The organism is Noviherbaspirillum pedocola, assembly GCF_016632335.1.
Classification (GTDB): Bacteria; Pseudomonadota; Gammaproteobacteria; order Burkholderiales; family Burkholderiaceae_D; genus Noviherbaspirillum_A; species Noviherbaspirillum_A pedocola.
On sequence record NZ_JAEPBG010000001.1, the window covers coordinates 1,037,532 to 1,060,016 of the forward strand.

The following is a 22,485-nucleotide window of genomic DNA, read 5'->3' on the forward strand; positions in this document are numbered from 1 at the left end:
TACGAATCGGCTGCGAGGAATAAGCGACAACGAGGCGGGGAAAACTGACCAAAGAGCGCTTAAGCCGGGAAGCTTAAATTCGAGAACTGGCGAGTATAGCGATGTCAAGGGCTTGGGTCAACCGGCGGGCCTGAATGCCCGTGCCCCGGTCATCGGGTTCGCTCTTTGGAGATCAGGCAAGTGCCAGGCAAGTCTCTGAAGTGTGCATCGCAGGTGAGCAGAGTCGCGCCGTGCTGCCTTGCAGTCGCATACACGATGGCATCCGCCGTTGCCAGTTTGCAGTCACGATGTAAATCTGCTGCCATCAGGGCGAGCGCAGTATCAAGTGGAACGACGATACACTTCTGCGTATAGGCGAACAGCCGGTCCGCCTCCTGTTCACCAACCTCACGCAATAGTCACTTTGCCAGTTCGAGTTGCACGATCGTCGGGACGATGCAACGAGACTCGTCGGGAAAATCCGTGGCGAACGAGTTGGCGAGTTCGCTGCCGATGATCCACTCGATCCACGCGGACGTGTCGACCGCGCAAAGGGACTCGGCCATCAATAGCGGTCCTTTTGATCACGGTATCCCTCCGTCTTGGCTTCCGGCGCGATGCCGCGCAGTTCATCGAGTTCCGGCACGGGCATGATCAGCACACCTCGACCTTTGGGAATGAAGACGAATTCCTGTCCAGGCTCCCAGCGCTGTTCCTCACGTACCGACTTTGGGATCGAGATTTGAAACTTCCTTGAGAGCGTTTCTATCGCATTCATTTTCTTACTCCGTTCGAGTCGTCAAGCAGGGGGTAGGAATAGCCTCTTGTGACTCCGACATCCACCGTGTCACTGCTTTCCTGCTGCACCGATGGACGAAAAAAAACCCCGCATCGCTGCGAGGTTTTCGGTGTCAGGACAAAGCTCGCGCTCAGCCCTGCTCGTCCGGATTGTGGGCTCCGGTGGCCGCGGCGATTTCCGCTTCGGCTTCGGCGATGCGCGCGGCACGCTCGGATTGCAGCAATGCCTGGCGCTCTTCGGCTTCCCAGTTCTCCTTTTCCTTGCGGGCACGGTGGTAAGCCAGACCGGTACCAGCCGGGATCAGGCGGCCGACAATCACGTTTTCCTTCAGACCGCGCAGACCATCCTTCTTACCCATGATCGCGGCCTCGGTCAGCACGCGGGTGGTTTCCTGGAAGGACGCCGCCGAGATGAACGAGTCGGTCGACAGCGATGCCTTGGTAATACCCAGCAGCACGTTGTCGTAGCTCGCCGGACGCTTGTTCTCGCCGATGACGCGATCGTTCTCGTCCAGCAGTTCCGAACGCTCGACCTGCTCGCCCGGGATGTAGCTGGTGTCGCCGGCATCGACCACCTGCACGCGGCGCAGCATCTGACGAACAATCACTTCGATGTGCTTGTCGTTGATCTTCACGCCCTGCAGACGGTACACGTCCTGCACCTCGTCGACGATGTAGCGCGCCAGCGCTTCGATGCCCAACAGACGCAGGATGTCCTGCGGATCGGCCGGACCGTCGACGATCATCTCGCCCTTGTTCACCACCTGGCCGTCGTGCACCAGCACCTGCTTGTCCTTCGTGATCAGGAACTCGTGCTTGTTGCCGTCCATGTCGGTGATTTCCAGGCGCTGCTTGCCCTTGGTCTCCTTGCCGAACGCGACCGTACCGGTGACTTCCGCCAGCATGCCGGCATCCTTCGGCGAACGCGCTTCGAACAGCTCGGCCACACGCGGCAGACCGCCGGTGATGTCGCGGGTCTTCTGCGATTCGGTCGGGATACGTGCCAGCACTTCACCTACCGATACCAGCTGACCGTCCTTCACCGTGATCAGCGCGCCGACCTGGAAGCCGATCGTCACCGCATGTTCGGTGCCGGCGATCTTCACTTCCTGGCCTTGCTCGTTGAGCAGCTTCACCTGCGGACGCACGGACTTGGTCGAGGCGCTGCGGCGCTTGGCGTCGATGACCACCAGAGTCGACAGGCCGGTGACCTCGTCGATCTGGCGCGCCACGGTGACGCCTTCTTCCACGTTCTCGAACTTCACGGTACCGCTGTACTCGGTGATGATCGGGCGGGTCAGCGGATCCCAGGTCGCCAGCGCGGTGCCAGCCTTGAGCGCCATGCCATCCTTGACGATCAGGGTCGCGCCGTACGGCACCTTGTGGCGCTCGCGCTCACGGCCATGGTCGTCGGTGATCAGCACTTCGCCGGAACGGGAAATGACGATCTGCTCGCCCTTGCCGTTGGTGACGTAGCGCATCGTCGCGGTAAAGCGCACGGTGCCGTTCGACTTGGCTTCGACCGAGGAAGCCACTGCCGCACGCGATGCCGCACCACCGATGTGGAAGGTACGCATCGTCAGCTGCGTGCCCGGTTCGCCGATCGACTGCGCCGCCACCACGCCGACGGCTTCGCCGGCATTGACCAGCATGCCGCGGCCAAGATCGCGGCCATAGCACTTGGCGCACAGGCCGTAGCGGGTTTCGCAGGTCAGCGGCGTGCGGACCTTCACCTCGTCGATACCGAGGCGTTCGATCTCTTCGACCGTGTCCTCATCCAGCAGCGTGCCGGCTTCGAACGTGGTTTCCTGGGTTTCCGGATTCACCACGTCGGTTGCGGCAACACGGCCGAGGATACGGTCGCGCAGCGCTTCGATGACTTCACCGCCTTCGACCAGCGCCTTCATCGACGCGCCGTTGGAGGTGCCGCAATCGTCTTCGATCACCACCAGATCCTGGGTCACGTCGACCAGGCGACGGGTCAGGTAACCGGAGTTAGCGGTCTTCAGCGCGGTATCGGCCAGACCCTTACGGGCGCCGTGCGTCGAGATGAAGTACTGCAGCACGTTCAGGCCTTCGCGGAAGTTCGCGGTAATCGGCGTCTCGATGATCGAGCCGTCCGGCTTCGCCATCAGGCCGCGCATGCCGGCCAGCTGCCGGATCTGCGCGGCGGAACCGCGGGCGCCCGAGTCGGCCATCATGTAGATCGCGTTGAACGATTCCTGGGTGCTGACGGTGCCGTCACGCTTGGTGACTTCTTCCACCTTCAGCTGATCCATCATCGCCTTGCCGACTTCATCGCCCGCCTTGCCCCAGATGTCCACGACCTTGTTGTAGCGCTCGCCAGCGGTGACCAGACCCGAGGAATACTGCTGCTCGATCTGTTTCACTTCCTGCTCTGCCTGGCCGATGATGGTGACTTTCTGCGGCGGCACCAGCATGTCGTCCACGCAGATCGAGATGCCGGCGCGCGTTGCGAGACGGAAGCCCGACTGCATCAACTGGTCGGCGAACACCACGGTGGCGCGCAGGCCGCAGCGGCGGAACGAGATGTTGATCAGGCGCGAGATTTCCTTCTTCTTCAGCGCGCGGTTCAGCACCGAGAACGGCAAGCCTTTCGGCAGGATCTCGGACAGGATGGCGCGGCCGACGGTGGTCTCGTAACGGGTCAGGGTGCGCTCGAACTCGCCGGTCTCCTGGTTGCGCGGATACTCGACGATACGCACGGTGATGCGCGTGGTCAGCTCAACTTCCTTGTTGTCGTACGCGCGGATGACTTCGCTGACGTCCGGGAAGAGCATGCCTTCGTTCTTGCCGTTGATCTTCTCGCGGGTCGCGTAGTACAGGCCCAGCACGATATCCTGCGACGGCACGATCGACGGCTCGCCATTCGACGGGAACAGGATGTTGTTCGACGCCAGCATCAGCGTGCGCGCTTCCATCTGCGCTTCGATCGACAGCGGCACGTGTACGGCCATCTGGTCGCCGTCGAAGTCGGCGTTGAACGCGGCGCAGACCAGCGGATGCAGCTGGATCGCCTTGCCTTCGATCAGCACCGGCTCGAAAGCCTGGATACCAAGACGGTGCAGCGTCGGCGCGCGGTTCAGCATCACCGGATGCTCGCGGATCACGTCTTCCAGGATGTCCCACACCACCGGTTCCTGCATCTCGACCAGCTTCTTCGCGGCCTTGATCGTGGTGGCCAGGCCCATCAGTTCCAGCTTGTTGAAGATGAAGGGCTTGAACAGTTCCAGCGCCATCAGCTTCGGCAGGCCGCACTGATGCAGTTTGAGCTGCGGACCCACCACGATGACGGAACGGCCGGAGTAGTCGACGCGCTTGCCCAGCAGGTTCTGACGGAAGCGACCGCCCTTACCCTTGATCATTTCAGCCAGCGACTTCAGCGGACGCTTGTTGGCGCCAGTCATGGCCTTGCCGCGGCGGCCGTTGTCGAGCAGCGAGTCGACGGCTTCCTGCAGCATGCGCTTTTCGTTGCGCGTTATGATTTCCGGCGCGCGCAGCTCCATCAGCCGCTTCAGGCGGTTGTTACGGTTGATGACGCGGCGGTACAGGTCGTTCAGGTCGGAGGTCGCAAAGCGGCCGCCGTCCAGCGGCACCAGCGGACGCAGCTCCGGCGGCAGCACCGGCAGCACTTCCATGATCATCCAGTCCGGCTTGATGCCCGAACGCTGGAAGGCCTCGAGTACTTTCAGGCGCTTCGCATACTTCTTGATCTTCGCTTCGGACTTCGAATCCTTCAGTTCCTGGCGCAGCGTGTCTGCTTCGCGATCGATATCGATCGAGCGCAGCAGCTCGCGGATACCTTCGGCGCCCATGAACGCGGTGAAGTCGTCGCCGTACTCTTCATATTTGGCGGCGTAATCGTCCTCGGACATGATCTGGCACTTCTTCAGCGGCGTCATGCCCGGATCGGTCACGACATAGGCTTCGAAGTAGAGCACGCGCTCGATGTCGCGCAGCGTCATGTCGAGCACCATGCCCAGACGCGACGGCAGCGACTTCAGGAACCAGATGTGCGCGGTCGGCGATGCCAGTTCGATGTGGCCCATGCGCTCGCGGCGCACCTTGGCCAGCGTGACTTCCACGCCGCATTTCTCGCAGATCACGCCGCGATGCTTCAGGCGCTTGTACTTGCCGCAAAGGCACTCGTAGTCCTTGATCGGGCCGAAGATCTTGGCGCAAAACAGGCCGTCGCGCTCCGGTTTGAAGGTACGGTAGTTGATGGTTTCCGGCTTCTTGACTTCGCCGTAGGACCAGGAACGAATCTTGTCGGGGGACGCCAGACCAATCTTGATCGCGTCGAATTGTTCATTTTGCTGAACTTGCTTGAATAGATCGAGCAGTGCTTTCATCTATCACTCCAGGTTGGCGTGAAAAAACTTCATCTTTGAGACCGAGCCGCGAACCGGCCATTATCCCCGCGGCACGCATTCCTTGCAGGAGGCGCACCGCGGGCGGCGGGGTTAGTCGCGCTCCAGGTCGATATCGATACCCAGCGAGCGGATTTCCTTCACCAGCACGTTGAAGGATTCCGGCATGCCGGCATCGATCACGTGATCGCCCTTGACCAGGTTCTCGTACACCTTGGTGCGGCCGTTCACGTCGTCCGACTTCACCGTCAGCATTTCCTGCAGCACGTAGGACGCGCCGTAGGCTTCCAGTGCCCACACTTCCATCTCGCCGAAACGCTGGCCGCCGAACTGCGCCTTGCCGCCCAGCGGCTGCTGGGTAACCAGCGAGTACGGGCCGGTGGAGCGGGCATGCATCTTGTCGTCGACCAGGTGATGCAGCTTGAGCATGTGCATGTAGCCAACCGTGACCGGGCGCTCGAACGCTTCGCCGGTGCGGCCGTCGTACATCGTCACCTGGTTCTTCGACGGGGTCATGCCCAGACGCGTTGCGATCTCGTCCGGATAGGCCAGGTCGAGCATGCGATGGATTTCCTTCTCATGCGCGCCGTCGAACACCGGCGTCGCGAACGGCACGCCCAGCTTCAGGTTTTCGGCCAGCGTCAGGATCTCGTCATCCGACATCGCTTCGATCTCTTCCGGCTTGCCCGACTCGTTGTAGATCGTGGTCAGGAAGGTGCGCATCTCTGCCGCCTTCGCATGGCGCTGCATCATCTCGCCGATGCGCAGACCCAGGCCCTTGGCTGCCCAGCCGAGGTGAACTTCCAGCACCTGGCCGACGTTCATCCGCGATGGCACGCCGAGCGGGTTCAGCACGATGTCGGCCGGGGTGCCGTCCGCCATGTACGGCATGTCCTCGATCGGCACGATGCGCGACACCACACCCTTGTTGCCGTGACGGCCTGCCATCTTGTCGCCAGGCTGCAGGCGGCGCTTCACCGCCAGGTACACCTTGACCATCTTCTGCACGCCCGGCGGCAGCTCGTCGCCTTGCGTGAGCTTCTTGCGCTTCTCTTCGAAAGCCAGGTCGAACTGGTGGCGCTTCTCGGCGATCGATTCCTTGATCGCTTCCAGCGCGGCCGCGGTGTCATCTTCGGCCGGACGGATGTCGAACCAGTGATAGCGGTCGAGATCGGCCAGGTATTCCTTGGTGATCTCGGCGCCTTTGGCGATGCGCTTCGGACCGCCGTTGACGACCTTGCCGATCAGCATGCGCTCGAGACGCTCGAAGGCGTCGCCTTCCACGATACGCAGCTGGTCGTTCAGGTCCAGGCGATAACGCTTCAGCTCATCGTCGATGATCTGCTGGGCGCGCTTGTCGCGCTGGATGCCTTCACGGGTGAACACCTGCACGTCGATCACGGTGCCGACCATGCCCGAAGGCACGCGCAGCGAGGTGTCCTTCACGTCGGACGCCTTCTCGCCGAAGATCGCGCGCAGCAGCTTCTCTTCCGGGGTCAGCTGGGTTTCGCCCTTCGGCGTGACCTTACCAACCAGCACGTCACCGGCTTCGACTTCCGCGCCGATATAGACGATGCCCGACTCGTCCAGGCGGGCCAGCTGGTTTTCCGCCAGGTTCGAGATGTCGCGGGTGATTTCTTCCGCGCCGAGCTTGGTGTCGCGCGCCACGACCGACAGTTCCTCGATGTGGATCGAGGTGTAACGGTCATCGGCAACGACCTTCTCCGAGATCAGGATCGAATCCTCGAAGTTGTAGCCGTTCCACGGCATGAACGCGACCAGCATGTTCTGACCCAGCGCCAGTTCGCCCAGGTCGGTCGATGCGCCGTCGGCGATCACGTCGCCGCGGGCGACACGGTCGCCAACCTTCACGATCGGACGCTGGTTGATGTTGGTGTTCTGGTTCGAACGGGTGTACTTGATCAGGTTGTAGATGTCCACGCCGACTTCACCGGCAGCGGCTTCGTCGTCGTTCACCCGAATCACCACGCGGCCGGCGTCGACATAGTCAACCTGGCCACCGCGCAGCGCCTGCACGGTCGTGCCCGAGTCCACCGCCACGGTGCGCTCGATGCCGGTACCAACCAACGCCTTTTCCGGGCGCAGGCAGGGCACGGCCTGACGCTGCATGTTCGCACCCATCAGCGCGCGGTTCGCGTCATCGTGCTCGAGGAACGGGATCAGCGAGGCTGCAACCGACACAATCTGGCCCGGCGCCACGTCCATGTACTGCACGCGCTCCGGCGACACGAGAATGGTTTCGCCGGCTTCACGCGCGGATACCAGCTCGTCGGACAGCATGCCTTCGTCGCTGATGGTCGCATTCGCCTGAGCGATCACATAACGGCCCTCTTCGATCGCGGACAGATAGTCGATCTGGTCGGTCACGCTGCCATTCTCGACCTTGCGGTACGGGGTCTCGAGGAAGCCGTATTCGTTCAGGCGCGCATACAGAGCCAGCGAGTTGATCAGGCCAATGTTCGGACCTTCCGGCGTTTCGATCGGGCACACGCGACCGTAGTGGGTCGGATGCACGTCGCGCACTTCAAAGCCGGCGCGTTCGCGGGTCAGACCGCCCGGGCCCAGCGCGGAAACGCGGCGCTTGTGAGTGATCTCGGACAGCGGGTTGGTCTGGTCCATGAACTGCGACAGCTGCGAAGAACCGAAGAACTCGCGAATCGCGGCCGAGATCGGCTTCGAGTTGATCAGGTCGTGCGGCATCAGGTTATCCGCCTCGGCCTGGCCGAGACGCTCCTTGACCGCGCGCTCCACGCGCACCAGGCCGGCGCGGAACTGGTTCTCCGCCAGTTCGCCGACGCAACGCACGCGGCGATTGCCGAGATGGTCGATATCATCGACTTCGCCGCGGCCATTGCGCAGCTCGACCAGAATCTTGATGACGGCCAGGATGTCTTCGTTGGACAGCGTCATCGGGCCGGTCAGCTCATCGCGACCGACGCGGCGGTTGAACTTCATGCGGCCCACGGCCGACAGGTCGTACCGCTCTTCGCTGTAGAACAGGCCATGGAACAGCGCCTCGACCGATTCCTCGGTCGGCGGTTCGCCGGGGCGCATCATGCGGTAGATCGCGATGCGGGCGGCGTTCTGGTCGGCGGTGTCGTCGGTACGCAGGGTTTGCGAGATGTACGCGCCCTGGTCCAGGTCGTTGGTGAACAGCGTCTGGATGTCGGAGACGTTGGCGTCGCGCAGGCGGCCGAGCAGTTCTTCGGTCAGCTCGTCGTTGGCGCTGGCCAGCACTTCACCGGTGTCCGGATCGATGATGTTGGTCGCCAACACGCGGCCGAGCAGGTAGTCTTCCGGCACCGAAATGGTCTTCATGCCCGAGGACTCGATCTCGCGCACATGACGCGCGTTGATGCGCTTGTCCTTTTGCACGATGACCTTGCCGTCACGATCGACGATGTCAAAGCGCGCGACTTCGCCACGCAGACGCTCGCTGACGAATTCCAGCTCCGCCCCTTCCGAGCGCAGCGTGTAATTGTCGAACACGAAGAAGTTCGCGAGGATCTGCTCCGAGGTCATGCCGATGGCTTTCAGCAGGATCGTCACCGGCATCTTGCGGCGGCGGTCGACACGGAAGAACAGGATGTCCTTCGGATCGAACTCGAAGTCGAGCCAGGAGCCACGGTAGGGAATGATGCGGGCCGAGAACAGCAGCTTGCCGGACGAGTGCGTCTTGCCGCGGTCGTGCTCGAAGAACACGCCCGGGGAACGGTGCAGCTGCGACACGATCACGCGCTCGGTGCCGTTGATCACGAAGGAGCCGTTGACGGTCATCAGCGGCAACTCACCCATGTAGACTTCCTGCTCCTTCATCTCCTTGACCACGGGCTTGGTCGGCGATTCCTTGTCCAGAATCACCAGACGCACCTTGGCGCGCAGCGGCGACGCGAAGGTCAGGCCGCGCTGCTGGCATTCCTTCACATCGAACGGAGGATCGCCGAGCACATACGACAGGAACTCGAGGCGAGCGAAACCATTGTGGGAAACAATCGGGAAAATCGAGGTGAACGCGGACTGCAGGCCTTCGTTCTTGCGTTGCGACGGTGCCTTGTCCGCTTGCAGAAAGCCCGTATAGGATTCGAGCTGGGTTGCGAGCAGATACGGAACGTGGTGAACGTTAGCGCGTTTCGCGAAAGACTTGCGGATGCGCTTCTTCTCAGTAAATGAGTAGTGCATGAACACTCCGTGAGTGACAGGAAGGATGAAGAATTCAGGATTCGGCATGGCGAGCGGGCGTTCCTGCTCGTCTGCGAAACCTCAAGTCTTTACCCTCTTGAACCAGCTTTAATGAATCGCGGCCAATTGCTGTCGATAACGTGAAACTGTTATAGACCGCCACCGGGCGCAGGTGTTGCAACTCGTCCGTCGCTTTCGACACGCGAAAACGACAAAGGAGCCAAAGCCGAACCCTTCCCTTTCGGGAAGGATTCTGCACTTTGACTCAGGCGCTGTTTGACTCGCGCGCAAGCGAGAATTACTTGATCTCGGCTTTCGCGCCAGCTTCTTCCAGCTTCTTCTTCGCAGCTTCGGCGTCGGCCTTCGACACACCTTCCTTCAGGGGCTTCGGTGCACCGTCGACCAGGTCCTTGGCTTCTTTCAGGCCCAGACCGGTGATCTCGCGAACGGCCTTGATGACGCCGACCTTGTTCGCGCCGAAGTCGGCCAGGATCACGGTGAATTCGGTCTGCTCTTCAGCAGCAGCCGCGCCGCCAGCACCGCCGGCGCCGGCCGGACCAGCAACTGCCATCGCAGCTGCGGAAACGCCAAACTTCTCTTCGAACGCCTTGACCAGGTCGTTCAGTTCCATCACGGACATCGAGCCTACGGCTTCGAGGATGTCGTCTTTGCTGATTGCCATTTGATACTCCTAGATTTTCGAGAATTTAAGTCGAGTCGATATGAACGCTGCAGGCTTACGCTTGCGCTGCTTCTGCCGGCGCTTCTTCCGCCGGTGCGCCGCCGCCGTTTTTCTCGGCGAGGGCTGCCAGCGCGCGGGCAAAGGCCGAAACCGGCGCCTGCATCACACCCAGCAACTGGGAGATCAGCACTTCGCGGCTCGGGATGTTGGCCAGCGCGGTCACGCCTGCCTTGTCCAGTTGCTTGCCTGCGTAATTGCCGCCCTTGACGACCAGCTTGTCGTTGCCCTTGGCAAAGTCCGACAGGACTTTGGCCGCGGCGACAGCATCGTCCGAGATCGCATAGATCAGCGGACCGGTCATGTCGGAGGCGAGTGCGGAGAACTGGGTGTTCTCAACAGCGCGACGAGCGAGCGTGTTTTTCAACACGCGCAGGTACACGCCTTGCGCACGTGCCTTGGCACGCAGTTGCGTCATTTGACCGACCTCGATACCACGGTACTCGGCCAGAGCGATCGTCTGCGCCGTTGATACCTTGGCGGAGATTTCTTCGACTACGGCCTGTTTTTCATTCCGGTTGAGACCCACGGTCAAGCTCCAAAAATGATGCGCGGGAAAAACTGCATCCACGACACATCGGTTCGAACACGGCGTCCGAAGTTAGGAGTTCACTGCTGTCGCGATACTTCATGCGCAGCGGGCAGACTGCAAAACTTGTTCGGGCTCGCCATCTGCGTTGGGTGCCTCGTCGATTGCTCGCTTCGGTGTTTAACTTTGTGCCTGCCTGCTGCACGCCGCCCAACGGTCTTTGATTGCCCGGTCCCCTGCAGATATTGCCGTGGACCGGCCCAAAGATGCGCCTCGCACTCAGTGCACGAGGACTTGATTCTTCTTACTGCGCAGCCAGGGAAGCCTGGTCAACGCGTACACCGGCGCCCATCGTGGACGACAGCGCCAGCTTGCGCAGGTAGATACCTTTGCTCGACGCCGGCTTGGCCTTGTTCAGCGCATCGATCAGCGCGACCAGGTTCGCCTTCAGGTTCTCGTCGGAGAACGAGCGGCGGCCGATGGTGGCGTGGATGATGCCTGCCTTGTCGGTACGGTATTGCACCTGACCGGCTTTGGCGTTCTTGACGGCGGTAGCGACGTCCGGGGTCACGGTGCCGACCTTCGGGTTCGGCATCAGGCCGCGCGGACCCAGGATCTGGCCGAGGGTACCGACGATACGCATCGTGTCCGGCGAAGCGATCACGATGTCGAACGGCAGGTCGCCACCCTTGATGCGGTCAGCCAGGTCTTCCATGCCAACGACATCGGCGCCAGCAGCGCGTGCTGCTTCGGCCTTGTCGCCGGTGGCGAACACGGCTACGCGAACGGACTTACCAGTGCCGGCCGGCAGAACCACGGAACCGCGGACCACCTGGTCGGATTTCTTTGCATCGACGCCGAGCTGAACAGCCACGTCAATCGACTCGTCGAATTTCGCAGTCGCGCACTCTTTCACGAGTGTGATTGCGTTTTCGAACGGATAAACCTTGGTGCGATCGATTTTGCCTTTGATCGCTTTGGCGCGTTTGGACAGCTTAGCCATTACAGACCCTCCACCGTGATGCCCATCGAACGAGCGGAACCGGCCAGCGTACGGACAGCTGCGTCCATGTCAGCGGCGGTCAAGTCGCCCATCTTGCCCTTGGCGATTTCTTCGACTTGAGCGCGAGTGATCGTTGCAACCTTGTCGGTATGCGGCTTCGGCGAACCCTTCTGGATGCCGGCAGCCTTCTTCAGCAGATAGGTTGCGGGCGGCTGCTTCATCGTGAAGGTGAAGGACTTGTCCGCGAACGCGGTGATGGTCACCGGAATCGGCATGCCCGGTTCCAGGCCCTGGGTTTGGGCATTGAAAGCCTTGCAGAATTCCATGATGTTCAGACCGCGCTGACCCAGCGCCGGACCGATCGGGGGAGACGGATTTGCCTTACCAGCCGGAACTTGCAGCTTGATAAAGCCTATGATTTTCTTTGCCATGATGGCTCCATAGGAAGTGAGTATTAGCGCCGACACGCCGCACTAGGCGGCGCAGGAGGCTCCTCGGTTACTGCCGCGTTTCGCATCGGGATGCGACGCCCGGCAGAGCGCTTGTTGCATTCGGGGTTTAAACCTTCTCGACCTGACCGAACTCGAGTTCGACCGGCGTTGCACGGCCAAAGATGGTGACAGAAACCCGTACGCGGGATTTCTCATAGTTGACTTCTTCGACGTTGCCGTTGAAATCGGTGAATGGACCATCTTTGATACGGACCAGTTCACCCACTTCGTACAGCACCTTGGGACGCGGCTTTTCCACGCCCTCCTGCATCTGGTGCAGGATGGAGTCGACTTCACGCTGAGGCAGCGGAGTCGGCTTGTTGGATTTACCGCCAAGGAAACCGGTGACCTTGCTGGTGTTTTTCACCAAGTGCCAGGTATCGTCGGTCATTTCCATTTCGACCAGCACATAGCCAGGGAAGAAGCGTCGCTCGGTAACGGATTTATGGCCGTTCTTCACTTCGATCACTTCTTCGGTAGGCACCAGGATGCGGCCGAATTTATCTTCCATGCCAGCCCGCGCGATACGCTCGGTCAACGCACGCTGCACACTTTTCTCCATACCGGAATAAGCGTGCACAACATACCAGCGCTTGTTGCCGGTCGGCGCAGTGGACGCAGCCGCTTCCTGCGGCGCGCCGTCTTGCAAATTGTCGCTCATTATTGTTTCCAGCCCAGGATCAAGTCGTACAGCACGAATTCAAGAATTTTGTCCGTGCCCCACAGGAAAATCGCCATCAGCAGCACGAATGCAAACACCGCACCCGTAATCTGCATCGCCTCCTTGCGGGTCGGCCAAACCACCTTCTTGGTTTCGCGAACCGACTCCTTGGCGAACGTGACGATGCCCTGACCGGAATCGGAAGTCCACAGCAGAGCAACTGCAAGCAGCAAACCGACAACCAGCGCAACGGAACGCACCAGAGTCGACTGGCCAGCGAGCAGGTAGAAGCCGATCACACCGGCGACAGCAACACAAATAGCCAAGCCGACCTTCATTTTGTCGCTTGACGTATTGACGGTCTGCACGGGTTGATTAGACATACGAATTTACTTTCGGTGCCCTGCACCTGAATCGGTGGCAGGGGCGGAGGGTCTCGAACCCCCGACCTTCGGTTTTGGAGACCGACGCTCTGCCAATTGAGCTACGCCCCTACATCAAAACGATAAGGTGACAAGCTTCTGCCACCCTTTTCCGCGGCGCCGTTTGATCGCAGCACCGCGGTGGATACAACTGATTAGTCGAGGATCTTGGCAACAACACCGGCGCCGACGGTACGACCGCCTTCGCGGATCGCGAAGCGCAGGCCTTCTTCCATCGCGATCGGGTTGATCAGCTGCACGGTGATCGACACGTTGTCGCCCGGCATGACCATTTCCTTGTCCTTCGGCAGCTCGATCGCGCCAGTCACGTCCGTGGTACGGAAGTAGAACTGCGGACGGTAGTTGTTGAAGAACGGCGTATGACGGCCACCCTCTTCCTTCGACAGCACATAGATCTCGCCGGTGAAGTGCTTGTGCGGCTTGATCGAACCCGGCTTGGCCAGCACCTGGCCACGCTCGACGTCTTCACGCTTCGTGCCGCGCAGCAGCACGCCAACGTTGTCGCCTGCCTGACCCTGGTCCAGCAGCTTGCGGAACATTTCCACGCCGGTGCAGATGGTCTTCTGGGTGTCACGGATGCCGACGATTTCGATCTCGTCGCCAACCTTCACGATGCCGCGCTCGACGCGACCGGTCACCACCGTGCCGCGACCGGAGATCGAGAACACGTCTTCCACCGGCAGCAGGAAGGTGCCGTCAACAGCACGCTCCGGCGTCGGGATGTAGGTGTCCAGCGCTTCAGCCAGCGCCATGATCGACTGCTCGCCCAGCGGACCCTTGTCGCCTTCCAGCGCCAGCTTGGCCGAACCCTTGACGATCGGCAGATCGTCGCCCGGAAATTCGTACTTCGACAGCAACTCGCGCACTTCCATTTCCACCAGCTCGAGCAGCTCTTCGTCGTCGACCATGTCGCACTTGTTCAGGTAGACGATGATGTACGGCACACCGACCTGACGCGCCAGCAGGATGTGCTCGCGGGTCTGCGGCATCGGGCCGTCAGCGGCCGAGCACACCAGGATCGCGCCGTCCATCTGCGCTGCGCCGGTGATCATGTTCTTCACATAGTCAGCGTGACCCGGGCAGTCAACGTGCGCGTAGTGACGGTTCTGGGTTTCGTATTCGACGTGTGCGGTGTTGATGGTGATGCCGCGTGCCTTCTCTTCCGGCGCTGCGTCGATTTCGTCGTATTTCTTCGCTTCGCCGCCGAACTTGGAGGACAGCACGGTCGCGATTGCAGCGGTCAGCGTGGTCTTGCCATGGTCAACGTGGCCGATCGTGCCCACATTCACGTGCGGTTTGGTCCGCTCAAATTTGCTCTTTGCCATCTTAGACTCCTAACGATTTGATGAGAATGTCCGGCACTGCCCGACTATCTTGCTGATGTGCGCGATAACTACTAATTACTAAAGGCGCATCGCGACACCGCGATGCGCCTCTTCCATAATTGGTGCCCTTGACGTGGATTGAACACGTGGCCTCTCCCTTACCAAGGGAGTGCTCTACCACTGAGCTACAAGGGCATTTTGTCGTCCGATACCCCTTGCAAAGGCACGTACAACCAAAAACCTGGAGCGGGTGAAGGGAATCGAACCCTCGTCGTAAGCTTGGAAGGCTTCAGCTCTACCATTGAGCTACACCCGCTAGGGCGACCATCTCAGCCACTCACTTAACACCTGACTGCTCTGTCCTGCTGGTGGAGGGGGCTGGATTCGAACCAGCGTACTCGTAAGAGGGCAGATTTACAGTCTGCTGCCATTAACCACTCGGCCACCCCTCCGCAGGGAACCCCAAACTATAGTGAGGAACCCCCGGTCTGTCAACGTTGAGCCGCTTTTTATTGCGCTCCTCGTTGAGGAGGCCGAAGCATATCACGAGGCCAGCGGAAATTAAAAGCGGGTTTCGGTGGCGCAATGCAAAATTTTTCGGTCGGGTTTTCTTTTGCCGCACATTTTGCGTTAGCGGAGATGGCAAAACTGCCATTGGCTCCATAATTCACGCGTTCACACCTCTCAGATTCTTCCCATGCCGCGAATGCTGATTCTGTATGCCCATGCGATGCCGCATTACTCTCGAGTCAATCGCCGCATGATTGAACGCGCCAGCACGATTCCCGGCGTCACGGTGAACGATCTCTACGAGACTTATCCGGATTTTGTTATCGACGTGCAGCGTGAACAGGCGCTGGTTGAAGCCGCTGATCTGATCGTGATGCAGCATCCCGTACAGTGGTATGGGATGCCTGCACTGCAGAAGGAGTGGCTGGACACGGTGCTCGAGCACAACTGGGCCTATGGCAGTCGCGGCGCCGCGCTGGCGGGCAAGGATTTCTGGCTCGCGGTCACCACTGGCAGCGCCGAGGGGGCTTATTCGCTGGAGGGAGAGCATGGGCATCCTTTCGAAGCCTTCCTGCCGCCTTACCGCCAAATCGCGCAACTGTGCGGCATGCGCTGGCTGGATCCGCTGGTCCTTCACGGCGCCCGCCAAGCGGACGAGGCCGCGATTGAGGCGCATGTCACCCGCTACTGCGATGCGCTGGCGACCTACTCCCGTCCGGCAATGACCGCGAATCGCCTTGCAAGCGCGGGCCTCTAACAGGAAGTGCCATGGAACAGGGACCGTTGCAAGACGCATTGATCTTCCTCCTTGCCGCGGTGCTCGCGGTACCCATCGCCAAGCGGCTTGGTCTCGGTTCGGTGCTTGGCTACCTGCTGGCCGGCGCGGCAATCGGCCCATGGGGTTTGCGACTGGTGTCGGACGTGCAGCAAATGCTGCACTTTTCCGAATTCGGCGTGGTGTTGCTGCTCTTCCTGATCGGGCTCGAACTGGAACCGAAGCGGCTCTGGGCGCTGCGCCGCTCTATCTTCGGCGGTGGCGCAGCCCAGGTTGGGCTCGTCAGCGCAGCATTGACCGGCGCGGCCGTTGCCGTTGGCGTACCGTGGAAAATCGCGCTGATCGCCGCGCTCGGCCTGTCGCTGTCGTCAACTGCGATTGCGCTGGCCACACTCTCCGAGCGCAATCTCGCCGGCACGCCGGCCGGGACCGCCGGCTTCGGCATACTGCTGTTTCAGGACATCGCCGCCATTCCGATGATTGCCGTTGTCCCGCTGCTTGGCGTGGCGACCGACCACGGCCAGGAGGGATACGGCGGCGCACTGCTAGTGGTTGCCGTCGTCGCCGCGCTGGTGATCGGCGGGCGTTACCTGCTGCGGCCGGCGCTGCGCTTCATCGCAGCGACCGACCTGCGCGAAATTTTCACCGCCTTTGCGTTGCTGCTGGTCATTGCCATCGCGCTGCTGATGAACAAGGTCGGTCTGTCGATGGCGCTCGGCACCTTCATCGCCGGCGTGCTGCTGGCGGACTCGGAATACCGCCATGCGCTGGAAACCGATATCGAACCGTTCAAGGGCTTGCTGCTGGGGCTGTTCTTCATTTCAGTTGGCATGTCGGTCGACTTCGGCGTGCTGCTCGGTCAGCCATGGCGGATTCTCGGCCTGGTGCTCGTCTTCCTGGCAATCAAGATCCTCGTGTTGTATGCAATGAGCGGCCGGCTCGGCATCGCGCGGGCGCAACGCCCCTTGTTTGCCATCGTGCTGTCCCAGGGCGGCGAATTTGCGTTCGTCGTCTTCGGCGCAGCCGCCACCGCGCGGGTGTTCAGTCAGGAAATTGCTTCGATGCTGGTGGTTGCGGTCACGCTATCCATGGTCGCCACGCCGCTGCTCCTGCTGTTGCACGACCGCGTGCTGGCGCCGCGCCTGGCTGGCAGCCGGCAACGGCCGGACGACGAGGTTGAAGCGCGCGAGGACCATGTGATCATCGCCGGCTTCGGCCGCTTCGGGCAGATCATCGGGCGCCTGTTGCATGCGAACCGGATCCGCCTGACCGTGCTCGATCACGACCCCGACCAGATCGACCTGCTGCGCCGCTTCGGCTGGGAGGTGTACTACGGCGACGCGACCCGGCTCGACCTGCTGCATGCCGCCGGCGCCGAGCGTGCACGGGCGCTGATCGTAGCTATCGACGACGTTGAGGACAGTCTGGCGCTGGTAGACGCGGCGCGCGAAGCCTTTCCCGAGCTTCCCATCCTGGCGCGCGCGCGCAACGTCAGCCACTACTACGACCTGATGGACCGCGGCGTGACCATCATCGAACGGGAAACTTTCGAGAGCGCGCTGCTGCTGGGCCGGCGGGTACTGCAGCAACTCGGGTACGGCGCCTGGCACGCGCGCCAGGCGGCGATGAAGTTCCGCGACCACAACCTGAAGTCGCTGCAGGCGGTGTATCCGTACTACCGCGACCAGAAGCAGTTCGTCTCCATGTCCAAGCAGGCGCGCGACGAACTGGAGGAGATGTTCGCTCGCGATCTTGAGGCAAGCAAGACGGAGCGGGAGGACGGATGGGATTGAGCCGAGGTGGTTTCATGATCCTGTGGATCCAGACACGCGCTCAGCCTTTATCGGTATCAGCTCCTTCTGCATACGAGGAGATGAGGCGTTTCATGGCAAGCGTCAATCGCTCTCCCACCTGTTCGAGTGTCAAATTTCGGTAATGTTTTACAAAACCCGCCAAGTGGTCGATGATCGGATTCAAGTCACGAGCAATACACAAGCCAAACAACATCAAGTCATTGTTGAGTACAAAATCTCTTACCGGAGGCAATTCGAGCATTTCAACAACGGCATCTACCCTGTTGTTATGTATCGCCAGAAGCAGCGGATTGCTGTTTTCATCGGACATGTCCGCGGTAATGCGTGACTGCACTTCGGGAAGCGCGAGCAGGCATCGCAGACTTTCACGGCTGCCCGCGAAGATGGCTACTTTCAAAGGTGTAAGCCCCGTCGCATCGGCTCGGACAGCCATGGCCGGCACGCCACGGATGGCGAGCAGCATGCGCAGCATCCGTGTATCCGGAAGAGAAAGCACATAGTGCAGCGGCGAAGCGCCATAGGGCCAAGGCATCGAGACAAGTTTCGCGCCTACAGGCGTTCGCAAAACGTTCAACACAAAATCCGCATGCTGAAACCGGAATGCACGCTCAAGACTCCGTCTTAGTAACTCCCAGACATCTTCCTCCTCGGTTTCCGATGAGGCGCTTGACTCGGGCTTGCGACGAAGACCGCTTTCCTGAAGAAGCTCTCGCATTCCCAGCACACTCATTTCCTCTTCATATATTCGTATCCGCGCATTCCTTATGTCGTCGGGCATATCGTTCATATCGGCCAGCACGCCGCGAATCGCCCTGCGTATCGCTCCTTCCATCCTGAAGGTCCGAGGCAGGCTCATCAGATAGCGGTCGAATGTTTGGATAAGCTGAAAATCGCTTGCGCGCATACTCGTCCGCGCCAGCCATATCGCTGCCTCAGCCTGTTCATACTTCAAGGCCAGCGCCATGGCATCCTGCTGGCTTTTCGGCTCGCGTTCCGTCAGCAAGGCAGGAAAAGCCTTTGCGAGATGCGGCAATATCTGCATGGGATCACGCGTCTTGTCCCGAAGGCGTTGGAACCATAGTTGGCGTGCCGAGGCGTAATTGCCCGGTAGTTTGGCTGGAGGCGTAACGCGACTTTCCGACGCCTTCGCTGCATCCGCAAAAGCATCGTTCGCAGAGTCCTTGGACCTTGCCTTGGTGCCCGGCTTCCGATGTTTCCCATTGCCGGGTTTGGCGGACTTGGACGTCGATCGGGACGCATCCGGCTGTTCGACTTCTTTTTCAGTGTCTTCCTCGGCCTGAACCTCGATCGGTTTCCATTCATCCACTTCAGGCACGCTTCTCGATGCGCCCGTGATCTGTCGCCATTCATCCCGAGCGGGCAGCCTGTTTGGCGCCGGAGACGAAGCATCCTTGACCGCAACCCTTTTCGCAGCCCCGTGCTCGCCTGACTTCAGCGCCGGAGCCGACGCCAGATTGCCGCCGACCGGAACCCAGTTCTGGTCCCCGAACCTTGGCCTGCTGCCCTGTGTTTCAGCGATGTCGCTGAGCAGCAATTCCGTAATCAGCTGACCTTCGTTGTTCACCGCGCTTGCCATCTCCGTGCCGCTGCGCTCCACACTGCGCTGCGTCAGCATGACCGTCCCGCGTATCCAGACCTGCTCCGTCAGCACTCCCTGACGACGCCAGCGGCTCAGCAACTTGCTGACACGTTGTGCACTGTCCGCATTCCAGTCTGCCAGGCCCGTATGGGATATCGCATTCACCAATGCCACGATATGCCCGCCGACATCGGTCGCCGAAACCCGCTTGCAAACGATCATCCAGCCCAGCGCCGACATGAGTCCTTCAATGGTTCTGCTGCTTCGAAGGCTAGATAGCGACTTCGTGGAAAGATGGCCGAGCAATTGCCGTGCGGCGAGCCGGTAGTCACGCTGGCCCACGATTTTGGCTTCAGGCGGGGCTGCTTGCGTCCAATCTTCCTTTTCCAGTACCTGCAAAAATTCCGCCAGCATGGAGGCGGAATGACTATCCACCGAGCACTTCTGGAACTCGGGAGCGCAAACAGTGGCAATCACTTTATCGCATGCCCCGGAAAACTCGCTCTTCGCTGCCCACCGACGCGACTGACCGTTGAGTATGCAGGAACGCAGCAATACCGCGCAGGCGGCAAGCGCGCGGGTATCCGGTTGCAGAAAGCGGTCCGGGCTAATGCTGCCGATCAGGCGCGCCAATGCCAGGAAAACCGGGTCGTTTCTCTCTTCGGTCGGCGCAAGCATTCCATGCTTGAGCAGGGTCTTGAGCAAGGTGCAGAAATTACTCAGCGTGACTATGTTTTCCGTCTGGCGCAACAACGTCATGGCTGCTTTCGAAGTCAGCCACTCCATGATGGCGCCGACAAGTTTCCGATCGGATGCGGAAAACAGGCCAAAACGCAGGAGCGCATCGATTTGCATGGCGAACTTGCCGAGCTGATGCGCATCCAGGACATCGGCCTTGCGTTGATTAGCCCAGATTCCAGCAAGCCTCAGGAAGGCGGCACAGTGTTTCCTGACGGGTTCGGAAGGGGAAAGCAATTGCGCCTTCAATGCGCGGCTAAACAGGTTCTGTACATTCAAAACGGTGCCGTAATCGCTTGCGCCATCCGGGAATTGCAGCGCATGCAAGCGCTCGCACAAGGCGGCAAGCAATCCGTTGAAGGGGGAAGCCGGATTGTTCCGCCATGTCGCCGGAAACGGATGACTCGCATGTCGGCCACAGCAGGTACTCAGGCCCAGGCAAATGGCATGCAACTCGTCCAGGCCGAGATCCGCCAATCGCAGAGGGACGTCCTGGCCTTCCGCTTTCCGCGGAGCGGAAGGAACCGCATTCAGTTCCGATGTCTGCGCCAGGCGTTCGACGACATCGGTAATCAGCTTGCGCAGCCAGGACAAGCGAGACGCTGCGGGGTAATCGGAAAGCAAGCTTTCAAATGAAGCTTGCCGCTCGTGCAGGGACTGAAAGAATCGACACAGCGTTTTGCTGTTCAACTGGCCTGGCTTGCGCAATGTTTCCAATTCCTCAATCAGGAATTCCAGATCCCTGCTCAGCTCTGCGGGCAATGGCGGATGCAGTCGTGTAAAGCCGGTTTGCTCCTCGTAAGGAGTGGAAATGGATGGTTCTGCCTGTGACGAAGGATCGGCAACATCAGGCGTCGTGCTGCTAGCCGTCGTGTTCGAGCTTGCAAATGCAGAGCCGGTTGTGGTGGGGAACATAAGGGACGCGGGCCGTCGGTTGAAAAGGTCGTCTATGTACCCGGCCGCGCAACACTGGTTCCATCAGGCTGCGCACGGGCAGGCCATGCCTGCGGCAGACCTGGCGTGGACTCAGACGGTATCCGCCGCCACACGCCCTGCACGGATCCGCCATGCCGCCAGCACTGCAAGCACCGAAATCGCCGCGATGAACAGGAAGGTTTCATCGAAAGCGCGCAAACCGTGCGCGCCGGCGCCGGCCGGATGCGCCTTCAACCGCCATTCGAGCACGATGCCGACCAGCGCCACACCGATCGCGCCGCCGAGCTGGCGCAGGAAGTTGATTGTGCTTGAGCCTTGCGTGATGAAGCTGCGGTCGAGCCCGCGCATGGCGCCCAGGCTGAGCGCTGGCAAGACCAGCCCAAGACCGATGCGGCCGACGACGGCCCACGACATCAGGGTCGCGTAGGCGGTGTCCGGGCCGCAAAAAGCCATCAGCGCGAAGGACAACGCCAGGAGCGCCACGCCGGAAGACACCAGCACGTGCGCTGGGATGCGATCGACCAGCCGGGCGCCAAGCCAGATCGTGACCGCCAGCACGCCGCCCGCCGGCAGCAGCACCAAGCCTGCCTGCGACGGCGAATAATGCAGGCCGATCTGCATGAACACCGGCAGCAGGTAAGTCGAGCCGAACAGGCCCATGCCGTAAATGAAGGCCACCAGCGAGCCCGCGGCGAATTGCGGATAGCGGAACAGCGCCATGTTCATCAGCGGATGTTTCGCCCGCAGCTGGTAGACGATGAAGCCGACCAGGCAAGCCAGGCTGGGCAGGATCATCGCCGCGGCCAGCGGCACATCGGTGCGCAGCCGCACCAGCCCGTTAAGGATGCCGACGATGGCCAGCCCGGCCAGCAGCAGGCCGCGCCAGTCCAGCGGCCTGGCTTCAGACTCGGGCACACTCGCCGCCAGCAGCCGGTGCGCCATCACCAGCACCGCCACGCAGAACGGCACCATGATGAAAAAGATCGAGCGCCAGCCGAAATGCTCGACCAGAAAACCGCCCACGCTCGGCCCCAGCGCCGGCGCCAGCACCACGCCGAAACCGAACAGGCCCATCGCCCTGCCCTGCTCCTGCCGTTCGAAGTTGCGCAGGATCTGGATTGCCGGTATCGGTTGCACGATGCCGCAGGCCAAACCTTCGGCCACGCGCATGGCCAGAAGAATCGGATAACTCGGAGACAGGCCGCCGATCACGCCGCCGCAAAGCAGCAGCAGCATCGAGCCGCCATAGGTGCGACGCATGCCGAAACGCTGCAGCAGCCAGGGCGTGGTCAGCATCGCCAGCGTCATGGCCAGCATGAAGGAGGCCGAGACCCACTGCGCGCTGCCCTGCCCGAGCGCGAATTCCCGCGACAGCGCCGGCACCGCGACATTGACGATGGTGGAAGACATGATCGCCGCCATCGACCCGAACATCACAGTCAAGAGCACCAGCCATTTGTAGCGCTCGCCGTGGCGCGCAAGCAATTCTTCCCGGGTCAGGGCCATGGATTCTTGAAATTTGGAAACGAGCTGGGGAGTATAGCCTCCCCGTC

General features: G+C 60.9%; 16 protein-coding genes and 4 tRNA genes. 2 read left to right on the forward strand and 18 right to left on the reverse strand.

The annotated features are described in order from the left end of the window. Positions 1-149: 149 nt before the first annotated feature. The 16 genes from JJB74_RS33055 to JJB74_RS04790 form a co-directional block, all read right to left on the reverse strand. Positions 150-395, reverse strand: a complete 246-nt coding sequence (locus JJB74_RS33055) for a type II toxin-antitoxin system VapC family toxin (RefSeq protein ID WP_234483742.1) — start codon at positions 393-395, stop codon at positions 150-152. Between the two features lie 3 nt (positions 396-398). Then, a complete protein-coding gene (locus tag JJB74_RS33060; protein WP_234483750.1) occupies positions 399-545 on the reverse strand; it encodes a PIN domain-containing protein in 147 nt (48 codons plus the stop codon). Continuing rightward, positions 545-757, reverse strand: a complete 213-nt coding sequence (locus JJB74_RS04725) for an AbrB/MazE/SpoVT family DNA-binding domain-containing protein (RefSeq protein WP_200590622.1) — start codon at positions 755-757, stop codon at positions 545-547. Before JJB74_RS04725 ends, JJB74_RS33060 begins: the two co-directional genes overlap by 1 nt. Before the next feature lie 151 nt (positions 758-908). After that, positions 909-5,150, reverse strand: a complete 4,242-nt coding sequence (gene rpoC, locus JJB74_RS04730) for a DNA-directed RNA polymerase subunit beta' (RefSeq protein ID WP_200590623.1) — start codon at positions 5,148-5,150, stop codon at positions 909-911. A gap of 111 nt (positions 5,151-5,261) precedes the next feature. Beyond that, complete coding sequence (gene rpoB, locus JJB74_RS04735) at positions 5,262-9,368, reverse strand: DNA-directed RNA polymerase subunit beta (RefSeq protein WP_200590624.1); 4,107 nt, start codon at positions 9,366-9,368, stop codon at positions 5,262-5,264. Positions 9,369-9,666: 298 nt separating this feature from the next. Further along, positions 9,667-10,050, reverse strand: coding sequence for a 50S ribosomal protein L7/L12 (gene rplL, locus JJB74_RS04740; RefSeq protein WP_200590625.1), 384 nt, complete (start codon positions 10,048-10,050; stop codon positions 9,667-9,669). Between the two features lie 55 nt (positions 10,051-10,105). Next, a complete protein-coding gene (gene rplJ / locus JJB74_RS04745; RefSeq protein ID WP_200590777.1) occupies positions 10,106-10,636 on the reverse strand; it encodes a 50S ribosomal protein L10 in 531 nt (176 codons plus the stop codon). A 304-nt stretch (positions 10,637-10,940) separates the two neighbouring features. After that, a complete protein-coding gene (gene rplA / locus JJB74_RS04750; RefSeq protein ID WP_200590626.1) occupies positions 10,941-11,639 on the reverse strand; it encodes a 50S ribosomal protein L1 in 699 nt (232 codons plus the stop codon). After that, positions 11,639-12,070, reverse strand: a complete 432-nt coding sequence (gene rplK, locus JJB74_RS04755) for a 50S ribosomal protein L11 (RefSeq protein ID WP_200590627.1) — start codon at positions 12,068-12,070, stop codon at positions 11,639-11,641. The genes rplA and rplK overlap by 1 nt, the downstream gene beginning before the upstream one ends. 127 nt (positions 12,071-12,197) lie before the next feature. After that, positions 12,198-12,791 carry a transcription termination/antitermination protein NusG gene (gene nusG / locus JJB74_RS04760; RefSeq protein WP_200590628.1) on the reverse strand — a complete coding sequence of 198 codons (594 nt, stop codon included), beginning with the start codon at positions 12,789-12,791 and terminating at the stop codon, positions 12,198-12,200. Beyond that, a complete protein-coding gene (secE, locus tag JJB74_RS04765; protein ID WP_200590629.1) occupies positions 12,791-13,174 on the reverse strand; it encodes a preprotein translocase subunit SecE in 384 nt (127 codons plus the stop codon). The genes nusG and secE overlap by 1 nt, the downstream gene beginning before the upstream one ends. Positions 13,175-13,209: 35 nt before the next feature. Continuing rightward, positions 13,210-13,285 (reverse strand) — tRNA-Trp (locus tag JJB74_RS04770). A gap of 83 nt (positions 13,286-13,368) precedes the next feature. Next, positions 13,369-14,559 (reverse strand): elongation factor Tu, encoded by a 1,191-nt coding sequence (gene tuf / locus JJB74_RS04775; protein WP_200590618.1) that lies wholly within the window; start codon positions 14,557-14,559, stop codon positions 13,369-13,371. Positions 14,560-14,679: 120 nt separating this feature from the next. Beyond that, positions 14,680-14,754 (reverse strand) — tRNA-Thr (locus JJB74_RS04780). Between the two features lie 47 nt (positions 14,755-14,801). Beyond that, positions 14,802-14,875 (reverse strand) — tRNA-Gly (locus JJB74_RS04785). A gap of 50 nt (positions 14,876-14,925) precedes the next feature. After that, positions 14,926-15,011 (reverse strand) — tRNA-Tyr (locus JJB74_RS04790). 245 nt (positions 15,012-15,256) lie between these two features. Here JJB74_RS04790 and kefF point away from each other — a divergent pair. Both kefF and kefC read left to right on the forward strand, forming a co-directional pair. Beyond that, the gene (gene kefF / locus JJB74_RS04795) at positions 15,257-15,826 is read left to right on the forward strand and encodes a glutathione-regulated potassium-efflux system oxidoreductase KefF (RefSeq protein ID WP_200590630.1); all 570 of its coding nucleotides are present in this window, start codon (positions 15,257-15,259) and stop codon (positions 15,824-15,826) included. Between the two features lie 11 nt (positions 15,827-15,837). Then, positions 15,838-17,637: a glutathione-regulated potassium-efflux system protein KefC gene (gene kefC, locus JJB74_RS04800; RefSeq protein ID WP_200590631.1), complete on the forward strand. Its 1,800-nt coding sequence runs from the start codon at positions 15,838-15,840 to the stop codon at positions 17,635-17,637. A 40-nt stretch (positions 17,638-17,677) separates the two neighbouring features. Here the strand turns inward: kefC and JJB74_RS04805 are convergent, their stop codons facing one another. Continuing rightward, entirely contained in the window at positions 17,678-20,911 is a 3,234-nt protein-coding gene (locus tag JJB74_RS04805; RefSeq protein ID WP_200590632.1) for an ankyrin repeat domain-containing protein, read from the reverse strand. 111 nt (positions 20,912-21,022) lie between these two features. Then, positions 21,023-22,438: a DHA2 family efflux MFS transporter permease subunit gene (locus JJB74_RS04810; protein WP_200590633.1), complete on the reverse strand. Its 1,416-nt coding sequence runs from the start codon at positions 22,436-22,438 to the stop codon at positions 21,023-21,025. Positions 22,439-22,485 lie beyond the last annotated feature (47 nt).